General features: G+C 67.1%; 23 protein-coding genes. 5 read left to right on the top strand and 18 right to left on the bottom strand.

All coding sequences use genetic code 11. The features are described 5' to 3' along the window. Positions 1–61 precede the first annotated feature (61 nt). The 13 genes from BLQ74_RS07040 to BLQ74_RS07100 all read right to left on the bottom strand — a co-directional run bounded on the left by BLQ74_RS07040 (position 62) and on the right by BLQ74_RS07100 (position 12,146). Positions 62–595 (bottom strand): fimbrial protein, encoded by a 534-nt coding sequence (locus tag BLQ74_RS07040; RefSeq protein ID WP_090261827.1) that lies wholly within the window; start codon positions 593–595, stop codon positions 62–64. A 404-nt stretch (positions 596–999) separates the two neighbouring features. Then, positions 1,000–1,983 carry a lipoyl synthase gene (lipA, locus tag BLQ74_RS07045; protein WP_090261828.1) on the bottom strand — a complete coding sequence of 328 codons (984 nt, stop codon included), beginning with the start codon at positions 1,981–1,983 and terminating at the stop codon, positions 1,000–1,002. Further along, positions 1,980–2,645, bottom strand: a complete 666-nt coding sequence (lipB, locus tag BLQ74_RS07050) for a lipoyl(octanoyl) transferase LipB (RefSeq protein WP_090261829.1) — start codon at positions 2,643–2,645, stop codon at positions 1,980–1,982. Before lipB ends, lipA begins: the two co-directional genes overlap by 4 nt. Next, complete coding sequence (locus BLQ74_RS07055; RefSeq protein WP_090261830.1) at positions 2,645–2,935, bottom strand: DUF493 domain-containing protein; 291 nt, start codon at positions 2,933–2,935, stop codon at positions 2,645–2,647. The genes lipB and BLQ74_RS07055 overlap by 1 nt, the downstream gene beginning before the upstream one ends. A 69-nt stretch (positions 2,936–3,004) precedes the next feature. Next, positions 3,005–4,165 (bottom strand): D-alanyl-D-alanine carboxypeptidase family protein, encoded by a 1,161-nt coding sequence (locus tag BLQ74_RS07060; RefSeq protein ID WP_090261831.1) that lies wholly within the window; start codon positions 4,163–4,165, stop codon positions 3,005–3,007. 96 nt (positions 4,166–4,261) lie between these two features. Further along, a complete protein-coding gene (locus BLQ74_RS07065; RefSeq protein ID WP_090261832.1) occupies positions 4,262–5,284 on the bottom strand; it encodes a septal ring lytic transglycosylase RlpA family protein in 1,023 nt (340 codons plus the stop codon). Next, entirely contained in the window at positions 5,281–6,303 is a 1,023-nt protein-coding gene (gene mltB, locus BLQ74_RS07070; protein ID WP_090261833.1) for a lytic murein transglycosylase B, read from the bottom strand. The genes BLQ74_RS07065 and mltB overlap by 4 nt, the downstream gene beginning before the upstream one ends. Before the next feature lie 20 nt (positions 6,304–6,323). After that, positions 6,324–7,427 (bottom strand): rod shape-determining protein RodA, encoded by a 1,104-nt coding sequence (gene rodA, locus BLQ74_RS07075; protein ID WP_090261998.1) that lies wholly within the window; start codon positions 7,425–7,427, stop codon positions 6,324–6,326. A 50-nt stretch (positions 7,428–7,477) separates the two neighbouring features. Next, positions 7,478–9,364, bottom strand: coding sequence for a penicillin-binding protein 2 (mrdA, locus tag BLQ74_RS07080; RefSeq protein ID WP_090261834.1), 1,887 nt, complete (start codon positions 9,362–9,364; stop codon positions 7,478–7,480). Between the two features lie 15 nt (positions 9,365–9,379). Beyond that, entirely contained in the window at positions 9,380–9,847 is a 468-nt protein-coding gene (gene rlmH, locus BLQ74_RS07085) for a 23S rRNA (pseudouridine(1915)-N(3))-methyltransferase RlmH (RefSeq protein ID WP_090261835.1), read from the bottom strand. A 7-nt stretch (positions 9,848–9,854) separates the two neighbouring features. After that, positions 9,855–10,208: a ribosome silencing factor gene (gene rsfS / locus BLQ74_RS07090; protein ID WP_090261836.1), complete on the bottom strand. Its 354-nt coding sequence runs from the start codon at positions 10,206–10,208 to the stop codon at positions 9,855–9,857. 10 nt (positions 10,209–10,218) lie between these two features. Further along, a complete protein-coding gene (nadD, locus tag BLQ74_RS07095) occupies positions 10,219–10,881 on the bottom strand; it encodes a nicotinate-nucleotide adenylyltransferase (protein ID WP_090261837.1) in 663 nt (220 codons plus the stop codon). After that, complete coding sequence (locus BLQ74_RS07100; RefSeq protein ID WP_090261838.1) at positions 10,881–12,146, bottom strand: glutamate-5-semialdehyde dehydrogenase; 1,266 nt, start codon at positions 12,144–12,146, stop codon at positions 10,881–10,883. Before BLQ74_RS07100 ends, nadD begins: the two co-directional genes overlap by 1 nt. A 300-nt stretch (positions 12,147–12,446) precedes the next feature. On the opposite strand from BLQ74_RS07100, the gene BLQ74_RS07105 reads away from it, so the two are divergent. Further along, positions 12,447–13,670, top strand: coding sequence for an alpha/beta fold hydrolase (locus BLQ74_RS07105; RefSeq protein WP_090261839.1), 1,224 nt, complete (start codon positions 12,447–12,449; stop codon positions 13,668–13,670). Between the two features lie 54 nt (positions 13,671–13,724). Here the strand turns inward: BLQ74_RS07105 and BLQ74_RS07110 are convergent, their stop codons facing one another. Next, positions 13,725–14,579, bottom strand: a complete 855-nt coding sequence (locus BLQ74_RS07110; RefSeq protein WP_090261840.1) for a class I SAM-dependent methyltransferase — start codon at positions 14,577–14,579, stop codon at positions 13,725–13,727. Positions 14,580–14,642: 63 nt separating this feature from the next. On the opposite strand from BLQ74_RS07110, the gene BLQ74_RS07115 reads away from it, so the two are divergent. Both BLQ74_RS07115 and BLQ74_RS07120 read left to right on the top strand, forming a co-directional pair. Beyond that, complete coding sequence (locus tag BLQ74_RS07115; RefSeq protein ID WP_090261841.1) at positions 14,643–15,362, top strand: DNA-3-methyladenine glycosylase; 720 nt, start codon at positions 14,643–14,645, stop codon at positions 15,360–15,362. After that, positions 15,359–16,672, top strand: a complete 1,314-nt coding sequence (locus BLQ74_RS07120; RefSeq protein ID WP_090261842.1) for a bifunctional DedA family/phosphatase PAP2 family protein — start codon at positions 15,359–15,361, stop codon at positions 16,670–16,672. The genes BLQ74_RS07115 and BLQ74_RS07120 overlap by 4 nt, the downstream gene beginning before the upstream one ends. A 3-nt stretch (positions 16,673–16,675) precedes the next feature. On the opposite strand, the gene BLQ74_RS07125 is transcribed toward BLQ74_RS07120, so the two are convergent. Further along, complete coding sequence (locus tag BLQ74_RS07125) at positions 16,676–17,590, bottom strand: LysR family transcriptional regulator (RefSeq protein WP_090261843.1); 915 nt, start codon at positions 17,588–17,590, stop codon at positions 16,676–16,678. Positions 17,591–17,693: 103 nt separating this feature from the next. On the opposite strand from BLQ74_RS07125, the gene BLQ74_RS07130 reads away from it, so the two are divergent. Both BLQ74_RS07130 and BLQ74_RS07135 read left to right on the top strand, forming a co-directional pair. Next, on the top strand, positions 17,694–17,987 hold the full coding sequence (locus tag BLQ74_RS07130) for a putative quinol monooxygenase (protein ID WP_090261844.1): 294 nt from the start codon (positions 17,694–17,696) through the stop codon (positions 17,985–17,987). 10 nt (positions 17,988–17,997) lie between these two features. Then, on the top strand, positions 17,998–19,011 hold the full coding sequence (locus BLQ74_RS07135) for a zinc-binding alcohol dehydrogenase family protein (protein WP_090261845.1): 1,014 nt from the start codon (positions 17,998–18,000) through the stop codon (positions 19,009–19,011). Positions 19,012–19,036: 25 nt separating this feature from the next. Here BLQ74_RS07135 and BLQ74_RS07140 read toward each other — a convergent pair whose 3' ends face one another. Genes BLQ74_RS07140 through ribA form a run of 3 tightly spaced genes read right to left on the bottom strand, consistent with a single transcriptional unit; the run spans position 19,037 to position 20,879 of the window. Continuing rightward, positions 19,037–19,843, bottom strand: a complete 807-nt coding sequence (locus BLQ74_RS07140; protein ID WP_090261846.1) for a cobalamin-binding protein — start codon at positions 19,841–19,843, stop codon at positions 19,037–19,039. Beyond that, positions 19,843–20,259 carry an MFS transporter gene (locus BLQ74_RS07145; protein ID WP_090261847.1) on the bottom strand — a complete coding sequence of 139 codons (417 nt, stop codon included), beginning with the start codon at positions 20,257–20,259 and terminating at the stop codon, positions 19,843–19,845. Before BLQ74_RS07145 ends, BLQ74_RS07140 begins: the two co-directional genes overlap by 1 nt. After that, complete coding sequence (gene ribA, locus BLQ74_RS07150) at positions 20,256–20,879, bottom strand: GTP cyclohydrolase II (RefSeq protein WP_090261848.1); 624 nt, start codon at positions 20,877–20,879, stop codon at positions 20,256–20,258. Before ribA ends, BLQ74_RS07145 begins: the two co-directional genes overlap by 4 nt. Positions 20,880–20,995: the final 116 nt, after the last annotated feature.

Here is a 20,995-nt window from a genome sequence, read left to right on the forward strand (position 1 = left end):
GATTTCATGGCGGACCTCGGAAAGCGGCCCCGGGGTTTCCCCCGGGGAGATGCAGGGGGGATTACTGGTAGCTCATGGTGTACTGGATGTTGGTCTTCAGCAGACCAGCCTTGGTGGTGGCGTTCTTGGCGATGTACTTGGCCACGTAGCTCAGGACGATGTTGTTGCTGGCATCCGCGGTGGCGGTGTAGGTAGCCGAATCGCCGAAACTGGCCAGGTTGATCTTGGTGGTGCCGTCCTGACGGTAGATGCCGATCTGCGCATCGGTGCCGTTGGCAAAGGTGTTGTTCAGGTTGCCGTCGGTGGGGTCGACGTTGTTGCCATCGGCGAAGACCGCGGCGGCGACGGCGCCCGCATCACAACCGGTGGCCTTCAGGCTGAACGGCTGGGCACCCGCGACAGTACCGACGCCAGTTAAGGCGGTGGTGGTCACCGCTGGCAGGACGACGGTCTGGTTGGAGGTGGTGGTGTCGAGGGTGCAGGTCTTGGCATTCACCACGCCTTCGAAAGTGATGGTGCCATCGGCTGCCATTGCGTTGAGCGAAGCACCGAGGCCGGCCAGGGAGAAAGCAGCGATAAGCAGAGTGTGTTTCATGAAAGAGCTCCAGAGATCGAATCACAGTGCGTCTGGTCACCCACGCGGGATGAGAAGGAACCTGGGGAGCCGAGACCAGAGGGGCCCCACTTTTCCCGGAAAGATCGCTGGCCAAATCCAGAAGCTTCCCGTGAAATTCGGCGAACCTTGCCGACGAGAAAAGTGTGACAAAGCGCACAGCACGAAGCTCTAGGGGGATACTTAGCGGGGCGGAGGAAAATTCTGAAAGGGGGAAAATTCAGGCCCCACTAAGCCGTGGAGGCCATGAATGGCGGGGCTTTCGCCTCAATTTTCCGCAAGAAGATGCCGAAGGGATGAAACGAAATCGCCCGGCGCATCCTGGATGCGCCGGGCGATTCAAGAGAAAGGATTAGGCGATTGGCTCAGCCCATCCTGAAACGCGATCAGAGGATCTTCTGGCCGTGGGCCTGTTGATCGGCGTGGTAGGAAGAACGCACCAGCGGGCCGGAAGCGACGTTCTTGAAGCCCATCTTCGCGCCTTCCTCGGCGAACCAGGCGAAGGTGTCCGGGTGCACGAAACGCTGCACCGGCAGGTGATTGCGCGAGGGCTGCAGGTACTGGCCGAGGGTGAGCATGTCGATGTCGTGCTCGCGCATGCGCTGCATGACCTCGATGACTTCGTCGTCGGTCTCGCCCAGGCCGAGCATCAGGCCGGACTTGGTCGGCACGTGCGGGACCATCTGCTTGAACTTCTGCAGCAGGTCCAGGGACCACTCGAAGTCCGACCCCGGACGCGAGGACTTGTACAGCCGCGGCACGGTTTCCAGGTTGTGGTTGAACACATCCGGCGGCTCCTGGGCAGTGATCTCCAGGGCGATGTCCATGCGCCCACGGTAGTCAGGGACCAGGGTTTCCAGCTGGATGCCGGGGGAGAGCTGGCGGATTTCGCGCAGGCAGTCGGCGAAGTGCTGGGCGCCGCCATCGCGCAGGTCGTCGCGGTCCACCGAGGTGATCACCACGTACTTCAGGCGCAGGTCGGCGATGGCGATGGCCAGGTTCTTCGGCTCATCCACGTCCAGCGGCTTCGGCCGGCCGTGGCCGACGTCGCAGAACGGGCAACGCCGGGTGCAGATATCGCCCATGATCATGAAGGTCGCGGTGCCGCCGGAGAAGCATTCGCCGAGGTTCGGGCAGGAAGCCTCTTCGCAGACACTGTGCAGCTTGTGCTTGCGCAGCAGTTGCTTGATGCGATCGACTTCCGGGGAGACCGGGATGCGCACGCGGATCCAGTCGGGTTTCTTCGGCAACTCGTCGGTGGGGATGATCTTCACCGGAATGCGCGCCACCTTTTCGGCGCCGCGCAGTTTCACGCCGACTTCGACCTTGCCCGGCTTGGCCTGGCCAGGGTTATCCACAACAGTGCTCATCTCAGTTCGATCCCGCCCGTTAGGGTCTTCTGTTCAGCGTAGCCAAGACGCTCGGTGAGTTCGCCACGCAGGCGTTCGCGCACCTCGGCCAGGGTGATGGGGCCGGCCAGCTCGCGCAGCTGGGTCATGGCCATGCCTGCGTAGCCGCAGGGATTGATACGTCGGAAAGGTTCCAGATCCATGTCCACGTTCAGCGCCAGGCCGTGGAAGGAACGACCGTTGCGGATGCGCAGGCCGAGCGACGCGATCTTCGCGCCGTCCACATAGACACCCGGAGCGTCGGGCTTGGACACTGCCTCGACGCCGTAGCTGGCGAGCAGCGCGATCAGGCTCTGCTCCATGCGGGTCACCAGCTCGCGCACGCCAATCCCGGAGCGGCGCACGTCGAGCAACAGATAGGCGATCAGTTGGCCGGGACCATGGTAGGTCACCTGCCCTCCCCGATCGACCTGCACCACCGGGATATCGCCGGGCAACAGCACATGCTCGGCCTTGCCGGCCTGGCCTTGCGTGAACACCCGTTCGTGTTCTAGCAGCCAGACCTCGTCGGGCGTCTGCCCGTCGCGCTCGCTGGTGAAGCGCTGCATGGCGTGCCAGGTCGGCTCGTAAGGCAGCAGGCCAAGCTCACGGAAGCCCAGCGCTGAAGGACCGGCCTCGGGCATTACAGCACCATGTGCACGCGGCCGGTGGCGCGCAGGTCGCTGTGGATGTTCTGCAATTGTTCGACGCCGGTGGCGGTGATCAGCAGATGGACGGAAAGGAAGCGGCCGTTGCGGCTGTCACGGATGATCACGGTGGTCTCGTCCAGGTCAGGCGCGTGGCGCTGGATGATCTCGACGACCAGGTCACGGAAACCATCGACGGCGTCGCCGATCACCTTGATCGGATAGCGTTCGCAGGGAAATTCGATCTTCGGGGCGGGCGGTGTTGCGGTATCGAGCGTATCGGTCATGGCGGTCGCGGGCTGGTGGCCCGCCTCTGCAAGCAAGGCGCGCCCCGGGGTTGGGGGCGCGCACGGCGGTCAGTGGAACAGACCGTAGAAGAATAGACGGATGCTATCCCACATGCGACGGAAGATGCCACCCTCTTCCACCGCGTTGAGGGCTACCAGATCCGCGGTACGGACGACTTTGTCGCCCATTTTCACTTCGACCTTGCCGATCACCTGGCCCTGCTGGATGGGCGCCATCAGTTGCGGCTGGACGACCATGTTGGCCTGCAGTTGCTTGAGCTGGCCACGCGGCACGGTCATGGTCAGGTCTTCGGACAGGCCGGCCTTGACCTCGCTCTGCGAGCCTTTCCAGACGATGGTCTTGGTCAGCTCGGCACCCTTCTTGTAGAAGGTCTGCGATTCGAAGAAGCGGAAGCCGTAGGTCAGCAGCTTCTGGGTCTCGGCGGCACGGGCCTGCTCGCTGTTGGTGCCGAACACCACGGCGATCATGCGCTGGCCGTCGCGCACGGCGGAGGCCACCAGGCAATAGCCGGCCTCGTCGGTGTGGCCGGTCTTCAGGCCGTCGACGGTCTTGTCACGCCACAGCAGCAGGTTGCGGTTGGGCTGCTTGATGTTGTTCCAGAGGAACTCTTTCTGCGCATAGATGGCGTAGTGGGTCGGCTCGCCGTAGATGATCGCGCGGGCGAGCAGCGCCATGTCGTGGGCCGAGGAGTAGTGTTCCGGGTTCGGCAGGCCGGTGGCGTCCATGAAGTGGGAGTTGCTCATGCCCAGCTTCTGCGCGGTGGTGTTCATCATGTCGGCGAAGGCGTCTTCGCTGCCGGCGATGTGCTCGGCCAGAGCCACGCTGGCGTCGTTGCCGGACTGAATGATGATGCCGTGCAGCAGGTCGCTGACCGACACCTGCGAGCCGAGCTTGATGAACATCCGCGAGCCGCCGGTGCGCCAGGCGTGCTCGCTGACGGTGACCTGGTCGTTTTCGTTGATGCGGCCACCCTCGATTTCCTTGGTGGCGATGTAGGCGGTCATCAGCTTGGTCAGGCTGGCCGGCGGCAGGCGCTCGTCAGCGTTGTTCTCGACCAGGATCTGACCGCTGGCGCCGTCCATCAGCACCCAGGCCTTGGCCGCCAGCTGCGGGGCGGCAGGGGCAGCGGATTCAGCAGCCCAGCTGGCCACGGGGGCGCTGAGCAGCACGAGCAAAGACAGGCGTTTGGCGATGGTGGTGATATTCATCCGTTTCTCTGGGTTTCACTAATGGTCAAACAATCCCTTGAGGGGAATTCCTGATGCGACATCCGCTGTGTCGCTGCTGGCCGCGGCGCCCCTCCGTCAGTCCGGGCGCACCAGCTTGGGTTGGCCGAGGTTGGCCACGCGAATGCTGTCCTGCATCCGGCTGGCTTCATCCTGCGTTCCTATCGGTCCCAGGCGCACCCGGTGCAGGGTCTGCCGGTTGACTACGACCGAGCTGATAAACACCTGTGCCCCGGTCAGGCCGCTGATCTTCTCCCGGAGAAGTTCGGCAGCGTCCGGGTTGGCGAAGGCACCCACCTGGAGATACAGGCCATCGGCTGGTAATGAAGCGTTTTTTTTTGAGTCGAGCTGCACCGGCGCCACGGGCGCTGCGTGCTGCGCCGCCGGCGGGGTATAGGTTTCGATCGACTGCGCCATGGCCATGGCCTGCGGCTGTGCGGCCGGCGCCGGCTGGATCGGCGCCATCTTCGGCTGCGCCAGGACCATGGGCACCGGACGGCCTTGCTGGGCCCACCAGCGCACCGGGTCGATGCCCTCGACCTTGACCCGCGCGGTGCCGACTTCGGCGTAGCCGAGCTTCTTGGCGGCGGCGAAGGACAGATCGATGACCCGGTCGGAGTAGAAGGGGCCACGGTCGTTGACCCGCACGATCACGCTCTTGCCGTTGTCCAGGTTGGTCACGCGCACAAAACTCGGCAGCGGCAGGGTCTTGTGCGCCGCAGTCATGCCATAGAGGTCGTACATCTCGCCGTTGGCGGTGGCCTGGCCGTGGAACTTGGTGCCATACCAGGAAGCGGTGCCGACCACGGCGTAGGTTCGCGCATCGTTCAACGGGTAGTAGGTCTTGCCCAGCACCGTGTAGGGGTTGTTCTTCAGCGGTCCGTTGTGCGGCATCGGCACCGCATCGGGGATGCGCGACACGTCGACGTCCCACCAGGGCGCGCCATCGCGGTGCGGGCGGCTGTAGTCGATCGGTCCGGAGAAGCCGCCGGCGCCCGGTTGCGGCGCCCGGCTGCTGGTGCAACTGGCGAGCAATGCGGCGCTCAGGCCGAAGCAGATTACCGCGGACCAGAGGCCCGGATTGCTCAGTCGCTGGTTCAATGGACACCTCGCGCCCGGACGATCTCGCCGGCCAACTGGTTGACCGCCATGGCATACATGGCGCTACGGTTGTAACGGGTGATCACATAGAAGTTCGGCAGGCCGACCCAGTATTCCGGGCCATTCTCGCCGTCGAAGCGGATGGCGGTGACCATCTGGTCGTCGCGCAGCACATCGTGGGTGCGCCAGCCGAGGGCACGCAGCTGGCCGAGGTTCATCTGCGGCTCCAGCCCCTGGGTCACCGCGCTCTGCGCGCTGTCCACGCCGAGGTCGGCCTGGGACGCCACCGGCTCGCCGGCCTGCCAGCCGTGCTGCTTGAAGTAGCTGGCGACGCTGCCGATGGCATCGGTCGGGTCGCTCCATATGTTGATGTGGCCGTCGCCGTCGAAATCCACGGCGTAGGCGCGGAAGCTGCTCGGCATGAACTGCGGCAGGCCCATGGCGCCGGCGTAGGAACCGGTCAGGCTGAGCGGGTCGACCTGCTGCTCACGGGCCAGCAGGAGGAACTGCTTGAGTTCCTTGCGGAAGAAGTCGGCGCGCGGCGGATAGTCGAAGCCCAGCGTGGCCAGCGCGTCCATCACCCGGTAATTGCCGGTGTTGCGACCGAAGAAGGTCTCGACGCCGATGATCGCCACGATGTACTGGGCCGGCACGCCGTATTCCTTCTCGGCGCGGGCCAGGGCCTCGGCGTTCTGGTTCCAGAAGTCCACGCCGCGCTTGATGCGCGCGTCGGTGAGGAAGATCGGGCGGTATTCCTTCCAGGTCTTGACCCGCTCGGCCGGGCGCGAGATGGCGTCGAGGATCGACTGCTTGCGTTCGACATCGTGGAACAGCGAGATCAACTGCTCGCCGGCAAAACCGTAGTCGCGGGTCATCTCGCTGACGAACTCCGCGACCTGCGGGGAACCATCGTAGTCGCCCGCGTGGGCGGCATTGGACATGCCGATCGCCCCCGCGAGACCGACCCAATGGACACCCCTGGCTGCCCATGTGCGCAGTATCTGCATTCCTTTCTTCACTCTTGTCTCAACGCTGTTTTTCAAACCTGGGCGATCCATTTCCGGTGAGTATGAATCGACATCAAAACCCCGAACCCTGACATCAGGGTCACCAGCGAAGTTCCACCATAGCTGATGAAGGGCAGCGGCACCCCCACGACAGGCAACAATCCGCTGACCATACCAATGTTGACGAACACATACACGAAGAAGGTCATGGTGATGCTGCCGGCCAGCAACTTGCCATACAGCGTCTGCGCCTGGGCGGTGATCACCAGTCCACGGTAGATCACCAGCAGATAAAGGGTCAGCAGCAGGCACACCCCGACCAGGCCGAACTCTTCACCGAGCACGGCAATAATAAAGTCCGTATGGCTTTCCGGCAAAAAATCCAGGTGCGACTGGGTACCCAGCAGCCAGCCCTTGCCGAACACGCCGCCGGAGCCGATGGCCGCTTTGGACTGGATGATGTTCCAGCCGGTGCCCAGCGGGTCGCTTTCCGGGTCTAGGAAGGTCCACACGCGCTGCTTCTGGTAGTCGTGCATGACGAAGAACCACATGCCCACGGCCACCGGCACCGCGGCGGCCACCGCGCCGATGATCCAGCGCCACTGCAGACCACCGACGAAGAGCACGAAGGCGCCCGAGGCCAGGACCAGCATGGCGGTGCCCAGGTCGGGCTGCTTGAAGATGAGCACGAAGGGCACGCCGATCAGCGCCAGGCTCACCACGATGTGCTTGAAGTTCGGCGGCAGGTTGCGCTTGGCCAGGTACCAGGCGATGGTCATCGGCATGAACAGCTTCATGAACTCGGCGGGCTGGAAGCGGATCACCCCGGGAATGTTGATCCAGCGCGTGGCGCCCATGGCGTTGTGGCCCATCACGTCCACCGCCACCAGCAGCAGCACGCCGACCAGATAGCCGAGCGGCACCCAGCGCGCCAGGAAACGCGGCTCGATCTGGGCGATGACGAACATCATCACCAGGCCCAGGCCGAAGGACGAAGCCTGCTTGAGCAGCAGATCCCAGCTCTTGCCACTGGCCGAATAGAGGACGAACAGCCCGGCGGCGCCGAGGATCAGCAGCAGCAACAGCAGCAGGCCATCGATGTGCAGGCGCTGCAGCAGGCTCGCCCGGCGCTTCATCACATCCTCGTTGGACAGGGTGCGATCGAAATTGCTGCTCATGTTCATGCTCATGGCTTCGGTACCTCGGCCACCTGCGGCGCGTATTCGGGCTTGAGTTTGCCGTTCTCGCCCAGCAACCAGGCATCCATCACCTGCTTGAGCACGGGCGCGGCGACGCCGGAGCCGGACTCGCCGTTCTCGACCATGACCGCCACGGCGATCTGCGGGTTATCGGCCGGGGCGAAACCGACGAACAAGGCGTGGTCGCGGTTGCGCTCCTGCACCTTGGAGCGGTCGTAGCGCTCGTTCTGGCGGATCGCCACCACCTGCGCCGTACCGGACTTGCCGGCGATGCGGTAGACCGAGGTGTCGCCGATCTTGTGCGCGGTTCCGCGCGCCGCGTGGACCACTTGCTGCATGTCGGAGTCGATCAGGCTCCAGTTGCCCGGGTCACGCAGGTCGATATCGGGCATCGGCTCTGGATCGACCGGCGGCTTGCCGTCGATGGTCTTGGCCAGGTGCGGGCGAATCCACTTGCCACGGTTGGCGATCAGCGCGGTCATCTGCGCCAGTTGCAGCGGCGTGGACTGCATGTAGCCCTGGCCGATACCGAGGATCAGCGTCTCGCCGGGGAACCAGGCCTGGCGGCGCAAGGCGCGCTTCCACTCGCGCGAGGGCATCAGGCCCGGCGCTTCGCCGTACATGTCCAGGGCGACGCGCTGGCCGAAGCCGAAACGGCTCATGAAGTCGTGCAGACGATCGATGCCGAGCTTGTGGGCAAGGTCGTAGAAGTAGGTGTCGTTGGAGCGCATGATCGCGGTCTCCAGGTTCACCCAGCCTTCGCCGGAATGGTTCCAGTTACGGTACTTGTGATCGTAGTTGGGCAACTGGTAGTAGCCCGGGTCGAAGACCCGCGAACTCGGCGTCACCACGCCGGCATCGAGACCGGCGAGGGCCACCGCCGGCTTCACCGTCGAGCCTGGCGGATAGAGACCGCGCAGCACGCGGTTGTACAGCGGGCGGTCGACGGAGTCGCGCAGCGCCGAATAGTCCTTGAAGGTGATCCCGGTGACGAACAGGTTGGGGTCGTAGCTCGGCTGGCTGACCATCGCCAGCACGTCGCCGGTGGACGGCTGGATCGCCACGATGGCGCCGCGGCGGCCGCCCAGGGCCTCCTCGGCCTTGGCCTGCAGCTTGCTGTCGATGCTCAGCACAATGTCCTTGCCGGGAATCGGATCGGTGCGCTTGAGCACGCGCAGCACGCGGCCACGGGCGTTGGTCTCGACCTCTTCGTAGCCCACGGTGCCGTGCAGGTCGGCCTCGTAGAACTTCTCCACGCCGGTCTTGCCGATGTGGTGGGTGCCGGAATAGTTGACCGGATCGAGCACCTTCAGCTCCGGCTCGTTGATCCGCCCGACATAGCCCACCGAATGGGCGAAGTGCTCGGCCAGCGGGTAATGGCGGACGAACTGCGCGGTGACGTCGATGCCCGGCAGACGGTACTGGTTCACCGCGATGCGGGCGATCTGCTCCTCGTTCAGCTCGAACATGATCGGCACCGGCTCGAACGGCCGCCGGCCCTGCTTCATGCGCTTCTCGAAGATGGTCCGGTCTTCCTCGGTGAGGCCGAGTATCTCCACCAGAGCCTGCAGTTCCTGGTGCAGGTTCTCGGTGCGCTCGCGGGTGATGGTCAGGCTGAAGCTGGGGCGGTTGTCGGCGATGATCACGCCGTTGCGGTCGTAGATCAGCCCGCGGTTCGGCGGAATCGGCTGGACGTGGACGCGGTTGTTCTCCGACAGCGTCGAGTGGTACTCGTACTGCGTGACCTGCAGGTGGTACATGCGCGCCACCAGCACCATGGCCAGGAGGAATACCGCCACCGCGCCGACGATGACCCGGCTGCGCACCAGGCGCGCGTCCCTCTCGTGGTCCTTCAGTTGGATCGGCTGCGGCATGGAAAACTACTGCGACTACTTGTGATAAGGGTGCCCGGACAACACCGTCCAGGCCCGATAGATCTGTTCGCCGATCAGGATACGCACCAGCGGATGCGGCAGGGTCAGCGGCGACAGCGACCAGCGCTGCTCGCTGCGCGCGCAGACCTCCGGGGCCAGGCCCTCGGGGCCGCCGACCATGAGGTTGACAGTGCGCGCGTCGAGGCGCCAGCGGTCCAGTTCGGCGGCCAGTTGCGGCGTGCTCCAGGGCTTGCCTTCGACCTCCAGGGTCACCACCCGTTCACCGGGCTGCACCTTGGCCAGCATCGCTTCGCCTTCCTGACGGATCAGACGCGCCACGTCGGCGTTCTTGCCGCGGGTATTCAGCGGGATCTCCACCAGCTCCAGGGACAGCTCGGCGGGCAGGCGCTTGACGTACTCCTGCCAGCCCTCCTCGACCCAGCGCGGCATGCGCGAGCCGACCGCGATCAGACGCAGACGCACCGTCGCCTCACTCGCCGCTGTGCTGTGCGCGACTCTGTTCGGCGCCGCGCCACAGGCGCTCGAGGTCGTAGAACTGACGGGTGGCCGGCTGCATGACATGGACCACGACGTTGCCCAGGTCGATCAGCACCCACTCGCCGCCTTCCTGCCCTTCGCTGCCGATCGGCTTGACGCCCTGCTCCTTGACCTTCTCCAGGACGTTGTCGGCCAGCGACTTGACCTGGCGACCGGAGGTGCCGGAAGCGATGATCATGGTGTCGGTGATGCTGGTTTTATCGCGCACGTCGAGGACCAGGATGTCCTGGGCCTTGAGATCTTCCAGAGCGGCGACGGCCAGCTCGACCAGTTGTTCGGTTTGCATGAGTGACTCTCTAAGTAGCGATTGGCGCGCGGTACAGTCCGTGCGCCTCGATGTAGTTCAAAACCGCGTCCGGCACCAGAAAACGCGCCGAACGCCCTTGCCCCAGAAGGGCGCGGATCTGTGTGGCCGACACCGCCAGGGGCGTCTGCCAGACGAAAGTGACCTGCCCGGACGGGCCGCTCAAGGCGGCGGGGTCGGCCACGCTGCGCGCCGCCAGCAGGTCACGCAGGGCTTCCGGCGCCTCGCTGTCGGCGTCCGGACGCTGCAGCACCACGATATGGCAATGCCGCAGCAGTTCTTCCCAGCGATGCCAGGTCGGCAGGCCGCAGAAGGCATCCCAGCCCATCAACAGGAACAGCTGGACCTCACGCCCCAGCTCCGCGCGCAGCGACTCCAGGGTGTCGATGGTGTAGGACGGTTTGTCACGCTTGAGTTCGCGGTCATCCACCCGCAGCGGGTCGACGCCGGCCACCGCCAGCTCGACCATGGCCAGACGCTGCTGGGCGGAAACCCGCGGCGTCTCGCGGTGCGGCGGACGCGCGGCCGGCAGCAGGCGCAACTCGTCGAAACCGAGCTGCTCGACCATTTCCAGCGCGCTGCGCAGGTGGCCGATATGCACCGGGTCGAAAGTGCCGCCGAATACGCCGATCCGCCGCGGACGCGCCTTGCCCATCAGGTGCGCACGTGTCCGTCGCCGAACACCACGTATTTCTCGCTGGTCAGGCCTTCCAGGCCGACCGGGCCGCGGGCGTGCAGCTTGTCGGTGGAAATGCCGATCTCCGCGCCGAGGCCGTACTCGAAGCCGTCGGCGAAGCGCGTCGAGGCATTGACCATCACCGAGGCCGAATCGACTTCGGCGAGGAAGCGCCGGGCGTTGCTGAAGTTCTCGGTGACGATGGCGTCGGTGTGTTGCGAGCCGTAGGTGTTGATGTGCTCGATGGCGCTATCCAGGTCGTCGACGATGCGGATCGACAGGATCGGCGCGTTGTACTCGGTGCGCCAGTCCTGCTCGGTCGCTTCCAGCACGTCGCTGCCCAGCAGCGCGCGGGTCGCGGCGTCGCCACGCAGCTCGACGCCCTTGTCGCGGTAGATCGCGGCCAGCGGCGGCAACACGCGGGCGGCGATGGCCTGGTGCACCAGCAGGGTTTCCATGGTGTTGCACGGGGCGTAACGCTGAGTCTTGGCGTTGTCGGCGATGCGGATGGCCTTGTCGAGGTCGGCCGACTCGTCGATGAACACATGGCAGATGCCGTCCAGGTGCTTGATCACCGGCACCTTGGCGTCGCGGCTGATGCGCTCGATCAGGCCCTTGCCACCGCGCGGGACGATCACGTCGACGAACTCCGGCATGCTGATCAGCGCGCCCACCGCGGCGCGGTCGGTGGTTTCCACCACCTGCACGGCGGCCGCCGGCAGACCGGCCTGGGCCAGGCCGTGCTGGATGCACTTGGCGATCGCCTGGTTGGAATGGATGGCCTCGGAACCGCCACGCAGGATGGTCGCGTTGCCGGACTTCAGGCACAGGCTGGCGGCGTCGATGGTCACGTTCGGCCGCGATTCGTAGATGATCCCGACCACGCCCAGGGGAACGCGCATCTTGCCGATCTGGATGCCCGAGGGGACGAAACGCATGTCGCGGATCTCGCCGATCGGGTCCGGCAGCGTGGCGACCTGGCGCAGGCCCTCGATCATGTCGTCGATGCGCGCCGGGGTCAGCGCCAGGCGGTCCAGCATGGCTGGCTCCAGGCCATTGGCGCGGCCAGCGGCCAGGTCCTGTTCGTTGGCTTGGGTGAGCTGCTCGCGGGCAGCGTCCAGGGCATCGGCGGCAGCCAGCAGCGCAGCGTTCTTCTGCGCGGTGGAAGCGCGGGCGAGAACGCGCGACGCTTCGCGGGCGGCGCGGCCCAGGCGGCTCATATAGTCGAGGACGGACTCGGTCATGGTCTTACGCGTCTGCGTGAGGGAAATGCGCGATTATAGCGACCCGGCCCCCGCCCGCCCAGCCACAGCGGCCAATCGGTAGAGGCCGCGCCCCGCCGGCCGCGCCGGTAACGCCAGGCGCACGCACCCCGGCACGGTGACACCCGTGTCAGGCGGCGTCCCGCGCCCGCCCGAAGGTTGGGTAAACAAAGCACCGCCGGCTGTCTACCTTGATGCCACCCGACGGCAGAACGCCAGCCATTCGCCCTCCGGCGCGCCAGGGAAGAACAACAAGAGGCGGCCCACCGCCGGAGACTCGCCATGCGCTACCGCACCGACTACAGCGCCCAGGCCCTGGCCGCCGCCCCGGCGGCACTGGAACTGGACGGCTGGCACCTGCACTACCAGGCCTTTTCCTCCCGCGCGGACGACCCACGGCCGCCGGTGCTGCTGCTCGGCGGGGCGTTCCAGAGTTTCCGCTCCTTCGCCAGCGAAGTCTCCGAACTGCTCGCCAGGCACCCGGTGATCCTCCTCGACCTACCCAGCCAGGGTGGCAACCTGCAGCTGGCGCCGGAACTCAGCCTGGAAGACCTCGCCGACCTGATCGCCGCCTTCGCCGAGGAGCTGCGCCTGCCGCCCCTGATGCCCATCGGCCTGTCCTACGGCTCGGCCCTGGCCGCGCTGTTCGCCGCGCGCCACCCGCGGCGCTGCGCACGCCTGCTGCTGGCCGGCATCACCGCGTTTGGCCGTCCCGGTGCGCGCGCCCTACTGGAAGAGGCCTTGGCGCGTCTCGACCTCGGTGAGCGGGAACCCTTCGCCAATGGCGTGCTCAGCGGCCTGATCAACCCACTGCGCCTGGCCGATACCGGTGTTTCCCCGCTGTTCCGCAAGGCCCTGCTGCGCCAGTTGCAACGCCTCACCCCGGCGGAGATCGAGCGCTACCGGCAGAACAGCCGCCGCCTGCTGGCCTTCGGCGGCTTCCGTCACCACCCGCCCTGCCCGACCCTGGTACTGGCCGGCGAATACGATCATTTCACCCAGCCCTGGGAGCATGCCGAGTTCGCCTACGCCTGCGCCGACGCCCAGTTCGCCCTGATCCACGACGCCGACCACCTGGCCCAGTTTGAACGGCGTGGCGCCTGCGCGCGCCTCTACACGCCCTTTCTCGACGGCCAGGCGCTGCCGCATGCCGCCGCCGGCAGCACGCGCGTGCAGCGCCAGCAGTTGCTGCACCTGGAGCGGCGCGTCGAGGTGCGCCTGGCGCCGGCGCAACGCCAGGCCCTGTTGCGCCACGCCGAGGGCGGCGAGTGGCGCGGCGAACTGGCCGAGGTCGCCTACTTCGGCGGCCTGCTCCGCGCCGAACTGCCGGACAACCTGCCCCTGCGCGGCTGGCGCCTGGCCGCCAGCGGCCTGGCGGAGCTGGACATACTGCCGCTGCGGCGCACGGCGGATGGCTTCGCCTTTCTCTTCCCCCACGGTGACCCGCAGGCCAGCGCCAGCCTCACGACCCATGGCCTGCCAGCGCAACGGGTGGACGCGGCCTGAGCCACGGAAACGCCGGCACGGCCGATAAGCTGCCGGTGTGAACCTTCGTCCGTGCTAGCGGCGCGCCTCGACCACCCGCACCAGGCTCGGCAGGCGCCCGCGCGGCAGGCACAACTCGGCGCCATGCACCTGCGGATCGAGCACCTCGACCGCGGCGAACCCGCAGGCCCGAAACGCCTCGGCGATCTCCGCCTCGCTACGGTAGTGCAGCGGGTAGCCGCCACGGGTCAGCCGGCCGATCAGGCCGACGCCCCAGCGGATCTGCCGGTAACGCGGGTGTTCGCGCAGGTCGGGGTAGAGTTCGGTGAGATAGGTGGCCGCCGGGAAGGCCCGCAGGGCCTCGGCCAGGCGCCGCCAGAACTGCTCGATGAGCGGGCGCTGGAAGTAATTCACCAGGCCCTCGGTGATCACCACCAGCGGCCGTTGCGGATCGAGCCCGGCAAACAGCGAATCCAGGCTGTGCGGTCCCTCGCCGGCGAGGATATCCACGCTGGCGACCCGGTGCTGTCGATCCAGCCAGCCCTGGCCATCGAGCAGGGCGGCCTTGCGCTGCGCCATCGGCGGCAGGTCCGCCTCCAGGTAATCGAGCTGTGGATAACGCTGGCGGAAACGCCGGCCACGCGGCGACAGGCCGCAGGCGATTTCCACCACCTGGGTCGCCCCGCGCCGCTCGATGGCCTGGCGCAGGCGCGCGTCGATCAGCAGGTGACGTTGTAACAGAAAGTCTTCGATATTCAGCCCGAAGCCCAGCCGCGCGCCCCAGGCGATCGGCGCCACGCAGGCATGAATCCAGCGGCCCAGACGGGTGGCGAAGGCCGGTTCGGCGAGCTGGTGGCGGCACCAGACATAGCCGGTGTAGTGCGCACTGGGGGTGATGTGGGCGCTGTCGGCACGGACGGGCTCAGCCATGGTTCGCTCGCTTGTTGTTATCATCGGCCAGCCTATGAGCGCCCCGGTACGCACGACAATCCCATGCCTTCCGATCCCATCCTAAGTTTGCCCTGGCCCGAAGCCCAGCCATTGCCGGACCGCTTCTTCGACCGTGACGCCCTGTGCCTGGCGCGCGACCTGCTCGGCAAGGTGATCCGTCACCGCATCGGCGATCTCTGGCTGTCGGCGCGGATCATCGAGACCGAGGCCTATTACCTGGCCGAAAAGGGCAGCCATGCCTCGCTCGGCTACACCGAGAAGCGCAAGGCGCTGTTCCTCGATGGCGGGCACATCTATATGTATTACGCGCGCGGCGGCGACTCGCTGAACTTCAGCGCCCGAGGCGCCGGCAACGCGGTGCTGATCAAGTCCGGCCACCCCTGGCTGGATCGCGTCTCCGGCGACGCCTCCCTGGCGCTGATGCGCCGTCTCAATCCCGCCGCCGATGGCGGCGCGCGCGCGCTGGGCAAGCTGTGTGCCGGGCAGACCCTGCTCTGCAAGGCGCTAGGCCTGAAGGTGCCGGACTGGGACGCGCAGCGCTTCGACCCGCAGCGGCTGTTCGTCGATGATCTCGACGAGGCGCCGGCGCAGGTCATCCAGACCACTCGCTTGGGTATTCCGCGCGGCCGCGACGAGCACCTGCCCTACCGCTTCGTCGATGCCGCCTTCGCTGCCTTCTGTACCCGCAACCCGTTGCGCCGGGGGCAGGTCGAAGGCCGTGACTATCATCTCCTCGACCACCAGGACCCACACCTGCAATGAGCCTCGATGCCTTCAACGCCTGGATCGCCAGCCACCCGCAATGGCTCGGACTGATTCTGTTCCTGGTGGCCTTCTTCGAATGCGCCGCGGTGATCGGCCTGGTCCTGCCCGGCGTGGTGATGCTCTTCGCCATTGCCGTGCTGGCCGGCGGCGGCGCTCTCGGCTTGGGCCAGACACTGTTGCTGGCCTTCCTCGGCGGGCTGCTCGGCGACACCTTGTCGTACTGGCTGGGGCGACGCTTCCACCGCGACATCCGGCGCCTGCCGCTATTGCGCCATCACCCCGAATGGCTGGCCGGCGCCGAAGGCTTCGTTTCCCGCTACGGGGTCGCCGGACTGCTGCTCGGCCGCTTCATCGGCGCCCTGCGGCCCTTCCTGCCGCTGGTCGCCGGCATGCTCGACATGCCCTTCGGTCGCTTCCTGGCGGTGTCCGTGCTGGCCGCCGGTGGCTGGTCGGTCGCCTACCTGCTGCCCGGCTGGGCCACCGGCGCGGCCTTGCGCCTGCCGCTGCCGGCGGGGTTCTGGGCGCAAGCCGGGGTCATCGCCGGCGGCCTGCTCCTGCTCGGCGGCCCGCTGATCCATGCCTGCCTCAAGCAACGCCGCGACACCAGCCTGATCGCCGCCGGCCTGAGCCTGCTTCTGCTGCTGGCCTTGCTGGTTGGCTGGCCTTATCTGAATGCCCTCGACCATGGCCTGATGGCGCTGATCCAGGCCGCGCGCAGCCCGCTGATGGACCCGCTGATGGTGGCGCTGACCCGTCTCGGCGACTTCCGCACCCAATTGATCGTCGGCCTGGTGCTCTGCGGCCTGCTGCTGGCCCTGCGCAGAGGGCGCCATGCGCTCTTCGCCGGCGCCTGCCTGCTCGGCACCGGCCTGCTCAACGCCACCCTCAAGCACCTGTTCAGCCGCGCCCGCCCCGAAGTGATCGCCGACCCGCTGAACGCCTTCAGCATGCCCAGCGGGCACAGTTCCGCGTCCTTCGCCTGCTTTCTGGTCCTCGCTGTCCTGGCCAGCCGCGAGGCAACGCCACGGGTGCGCCTGACCTGGCTGCTGCTGGCCATGCTGCCGGCCGCCGCCATCGCCGGCTCGCGCCTCTACCTCGGCGCGCACTGGCCCAGCGACGTGATCGCCGGCGCGCTGCTGGCGGCGACGGTGTGCGCCAGCGGGCTCTGGCTCAGCCAGCGCCGGCAACCGCTGCCGGCTCTGCCGCCGCGCCTCTGGTGGTGCCTGTTGCCGGCGCTGCTGCTGGTCTTCGCGCTCTTCTCCGGCTGGGATCTGGCGCAGGCCGTGCAGCGCTACCAGCCGCACTGATCCTCAGGCCCAGGGGCGCGCGCGGATCAATTCGGCGCAGCGCTGCTGGACGAACTCGCGCAGCAGGGTGACCGCCGGACTCAGCTGCGCGCGGTGGGTGCAGAACAGATTCATCGGCGCGGCTTCGCCGAGGTAGTCGGGCAGCGCCACCTCCAGGCGCCCGGCCCGCACATCGGCGGCCACGTCCAGCCAGGACTTGTAGACCAGCCCGCGCCCGGCCACGGCCCAGCGCCGAACCACGTCGGCGTCATCGCAAATGCGGTCGCCACTGACGTCGATCACCTGCTCGCGCCGGCCATCGCTGAAGCTCCAGCGCTGGTGCGCGCGCCCGGCGAGCAGGTAGAGCAGGCAATTGTGCCGCCGCAGGTCCTCGGGCTGGCGCGGACGGCCATGGCGGGCGAAGTAGTCCGGCGCACCGCAGAGCACGCGGCGGTTGTCCGCCGCCAGCGGCAGCGCCACCAGGCTGGAATCGTTCGGCTGACCGAGGCGGATGGCCACATCCACCGGCTGCCGGTAGAGATCGGCCTGGCGGTCGCTGATCAGCAGGCGCAGGTGGAGCCGCGGGTGCAGCGCCTGGAACTCGTCGAGCCAGGGCAAGAGCACGTTGCGACCGAAATCCGAGGGCGCGGAAACCTGCAGCGGCCCGGCGACCTCGCGGCGGCCGCCGGCCAGCAGTTGGCGACCGTCGTCGAGGCTCTGCAACGAGGCCCGCGCATGCCCGAGGAACAACTCGCCCTCGGCGGTCAGCCGCAGGCTGCGCGTGGAGCGGGCGAACAAGCGCGCCTCCAGGGCCGCCTCCAGGCGCTTGAGCGCGGCGCTGGCCACCGCCGCCGACACATCCAGCTCGCGGGCGGCGGCGGACAGGCTGCCGCGCTCGGCGGTGCGAACGAAGATCTGCAGGTCATCGAGGCGGAGCATTTTCAAATTTCCTTTGAAAGAGACTTTCTTCGTACCCGGTTTTTCTTCTCCGGGAAAGAGAGCAGCATGCGCCCATCGTCTCTCACGCCAAGGAATCGACCCCATGAGCAGCACCCTGACCCTGATCGCCATTCTCCGCGCCAAGCCCGGCCGCGCCGACGCCATGGAAGCCCTGCTGCGCGGCATGCTCGCGCCCTCCCGCGCGGAAGCCGGCTGCCTGCAATACGACCTGCACCGCGACCGCAAGGACGCCGACCTGCTGTACATGATCGAGCAATGGCGTGACGACGCCGCCTTTGCCGAACACGAGGCCAGCCCGCACTTCCAGGCATTCGTCAAAGCCGCCGAGGCGGAACTGGCCGAACTGGATATCCGCCTGATGAACCGCGTCGATTGAGGTGCGCCGCATGAAAGCCATCGGTTACAGCCACAGCCGCCCGATCGACGCCATCGATTCGCTGCTCGACATCGTCCTGCCCGAGCCCACGCCCGGCCCGCGCGACCTGCTGGTGGAGGTCCGCGCCATTTCAGTCAACCCGGTGGACACCAAGGTGCGCCAGCGCGCCGAGCCGCCCGCCGGCGCCTACAAGGTGCTCGGCTGGGACGCTGCCGGCGTGGTCCGCGCGGTGGGCAGCGAGGTCAGCCTGTTCCGCCCCGGCGACCGAGTGTTCTACGCCGGCGACCTGACCCGCGCGGGCAGCAACGCCGAATTGCAGGTGGTCGACGAGCGCATCGTCGGGCACATGCCGGCCAGCCTCGACTTCGCCCAGGCCGCCGCCCTGCCGCTGACCAGCATCACCGCCTGGGAACTGCTCTTCGAGCGCCTACAGATCGCCGAAGGCGCGGCCAGCGCCGGACAGAGCCTGCTGATCGTCGGCGCCGCCGGTGGCGTCGGCTCGATCCTCTGCCAATTGGCGCGGCAGCTCACCGGCCTGACGGTGATCGGCACGGCGTCACGGGCGGATACCCAGCAGTGGGTGCGCGACCTCGGCGCCCATCAGGTGATCGACCACAGCAAGCCGCTGAGCGAGGAACTGCAACGCATCGGCATCGCCCAGGTCAGTCACGTGGCCAGCCTGACCCACACCGACGCGCACCTGGAACAGATCGTCGCCGCGCTGCGCCCGCAGGGCCGCCTGGCACTGATCGACGACCCGGACAGCTTGAATGTCAGCCTGCTCAAGCAGAAGAGCCTGTCGCTGCACTGGGAGTTCATGTACACCCGCTCGATGTTCCAGACCGAGGACATGATCGAGCAGCACCGCCTGCTCGACCGTGTCGCCCAACTGATCGACCAGGGCGTGCTGAGGACCACCCTCGGCGAGCACTTCGGACGCATCGACGCGAGCAACCTGCGCCGCGCCCACGCCCTGCTGGAAAGCGGCAAGGCCAAGGGCAAGATCGTCCTGGAAGGGTTCTGAGCAGGGTTTGCGCAGGAGCGCCAGGCTAGGGTTCGCCCGGCCTGGCGTTCGCCAGCAGTCGGCAGAGTTTTTCGGTGGCCGCCAGCATGGCGTAGCTGGGCCGCTCCAGGTTGCGGTCGGGCAGCACCCAGAGCTGGCCGAGGCGGGTCGCGCTGAGCTGCGTCATGGCCCGCCAGTCGGCCAGTTGGCCGGCATCCGCGGCGAGTATCACTTCCGGATCGCGCGCCAGCACCGTTTCCATGCTCACCTGCGGCGCCGCCAGATCGAGGTCGGCGAACAGGTTGCGCGCCCCGCACACCTGCAGGGCATCGCTGACCACCTGGGGCCCGCCCAGGGTGTACAGCGGGTGATCCCATACCTGGTAGAACAACCGCAGCGGGCGCTGTCGTGCGTAGGTCCGACGCAACGCCGCGAGGCGACTGCGGAACTCGGCCGCCAGCGCCCTGCCCCGCTCGGCACGGCCGAGGCGTTCGCCAAGGGCCGCCAGTTGCGTGGCGATATCGTCCAGCCGTCGCGGCTCGGCGATGTACAGCGCGATGCCGAAGTCCCTCAGGCGCGCCAGCTGCGCGTCGGGAATGCTGCCCGGCCAGACCAGCACCAAGTCCGGGCGCAGGCTCAGCAGGCGCTCCATGTCCAGTTGCCCATAGCGCCCGAGCGACGGCAGCGCGGCCAGTTGCGGCGGCCGTTCGGCGCCGTCCAGCACGCCGACCAGCAACTCGCCGGCGCCCAGTTCGAGCACGCTGTCGGTCATCGACGGAGCCAGGCTGACCACCCGCGGCGCCGCCGCCAGCGGCAGGCTGAGGCAGAGCAGCAGGCAGAGCAGTGCGCGCATCAGCCGAGCTGGCGCGGAATGCGGTAGAGGCAGAGGATGATCAGGCTGGTGAGGCCCAGCAGGATCAAGGCGACGCCACTGAGGTCGGTGAACACCGCCAGCGCGCCGATCCAGGCCGGCAGGCTGGCGCCGATGGCGGCGAGACGCCGGGTGCGCGCCAGCACCAGCCAGGCACCGCCCTCGTCGGGACTATCGAGGGCCTTGCCGGTGGCGATCAGGGCATGCTTGTAGCGGCGGAACAGCGGCAGGGTGACGAACATCGAGACCAGCCCGGCAACGAACAGCGGAGTGGCCAACTGCGGCAGCGCTTCACGATGAGCGGCCCAGGTCATCAGCAGCGCCAGCGGGCCCAACGCCAGCAGCAGGTGCAGCCACCAGCCCAGCGCCAGGCGGCCACGAATGGCCGCGCGGCTCACGAGGCCTCGATCTCGGCCTCGCCCTGATGCAGCTCGCCGAGCATGTGGCCGAGCTTGCCGGCCTTGGTCGCCAGGTAACGTTTGTTGTGCGGGTTCAGGCCTTTCTGCAGGGGCACGCGCTCGGCGACGGTCAGGCCATAGCCTTCCAGCGCCTTGACCTTGCGCGGGTTGTTGGTCATCAGCTTGAGCGAGCGGACGCCCAGGTGCTGCAGCATCGGCAGGCACATGGCGTAGTCGCGCTGGTCGGCGCCGAAGCCGAGCCGCAGGTTGGCCTCGACGGTATCGGCGCCCTCGTCCTGCAAGGCATAGGCGCGAATCTTGTTGAGCAGACCGATGCCGCGGCCTTCCTGGCGCAGGTAGAGCAACACGCCGCGGCCTTCGCGGGCGATGGCGGCAAGCGCGCCTTCGAGCTGGAAGCCGCAGTCGCAACGCAGGCTGAACAGGGCATCGCCGGTCAGGCATTCGGAGTGCAGGCGGCCGAGCACCGGCTCACCGTCGTCGATCTTGCCCATGGTCAGGGCGACGTGTTCCTTGCCGGTCTCCTCGTCGAGGAAACCATGCATGGTGAATTCGCCGAAGGGAGTGGGCAGTTTGGAGGCGGCGACGAAGACGACGGACACCGGAAACTCCTGAAAGTCAGAGGAAATGAGAGACCGGCATTGTAGCAGCAGCATTGCTCTGCCGGTCATTGCGAATTCTGCAAGATAAGAATCGACGCTATCGATGGATCGCGCGG

It is taken from the genome of Pseudomonas panipatensis, from assembly GCF_900099785.1.
In the GTDB taxonomy this organism is placed as follows: domain Bacteria; phylum Pseudomonadota; class Gammaproteobacteria; order Pseudomonadales; family Pseudomonadaceae; genus Pseudomonas; species Pseudomonas panipatensis.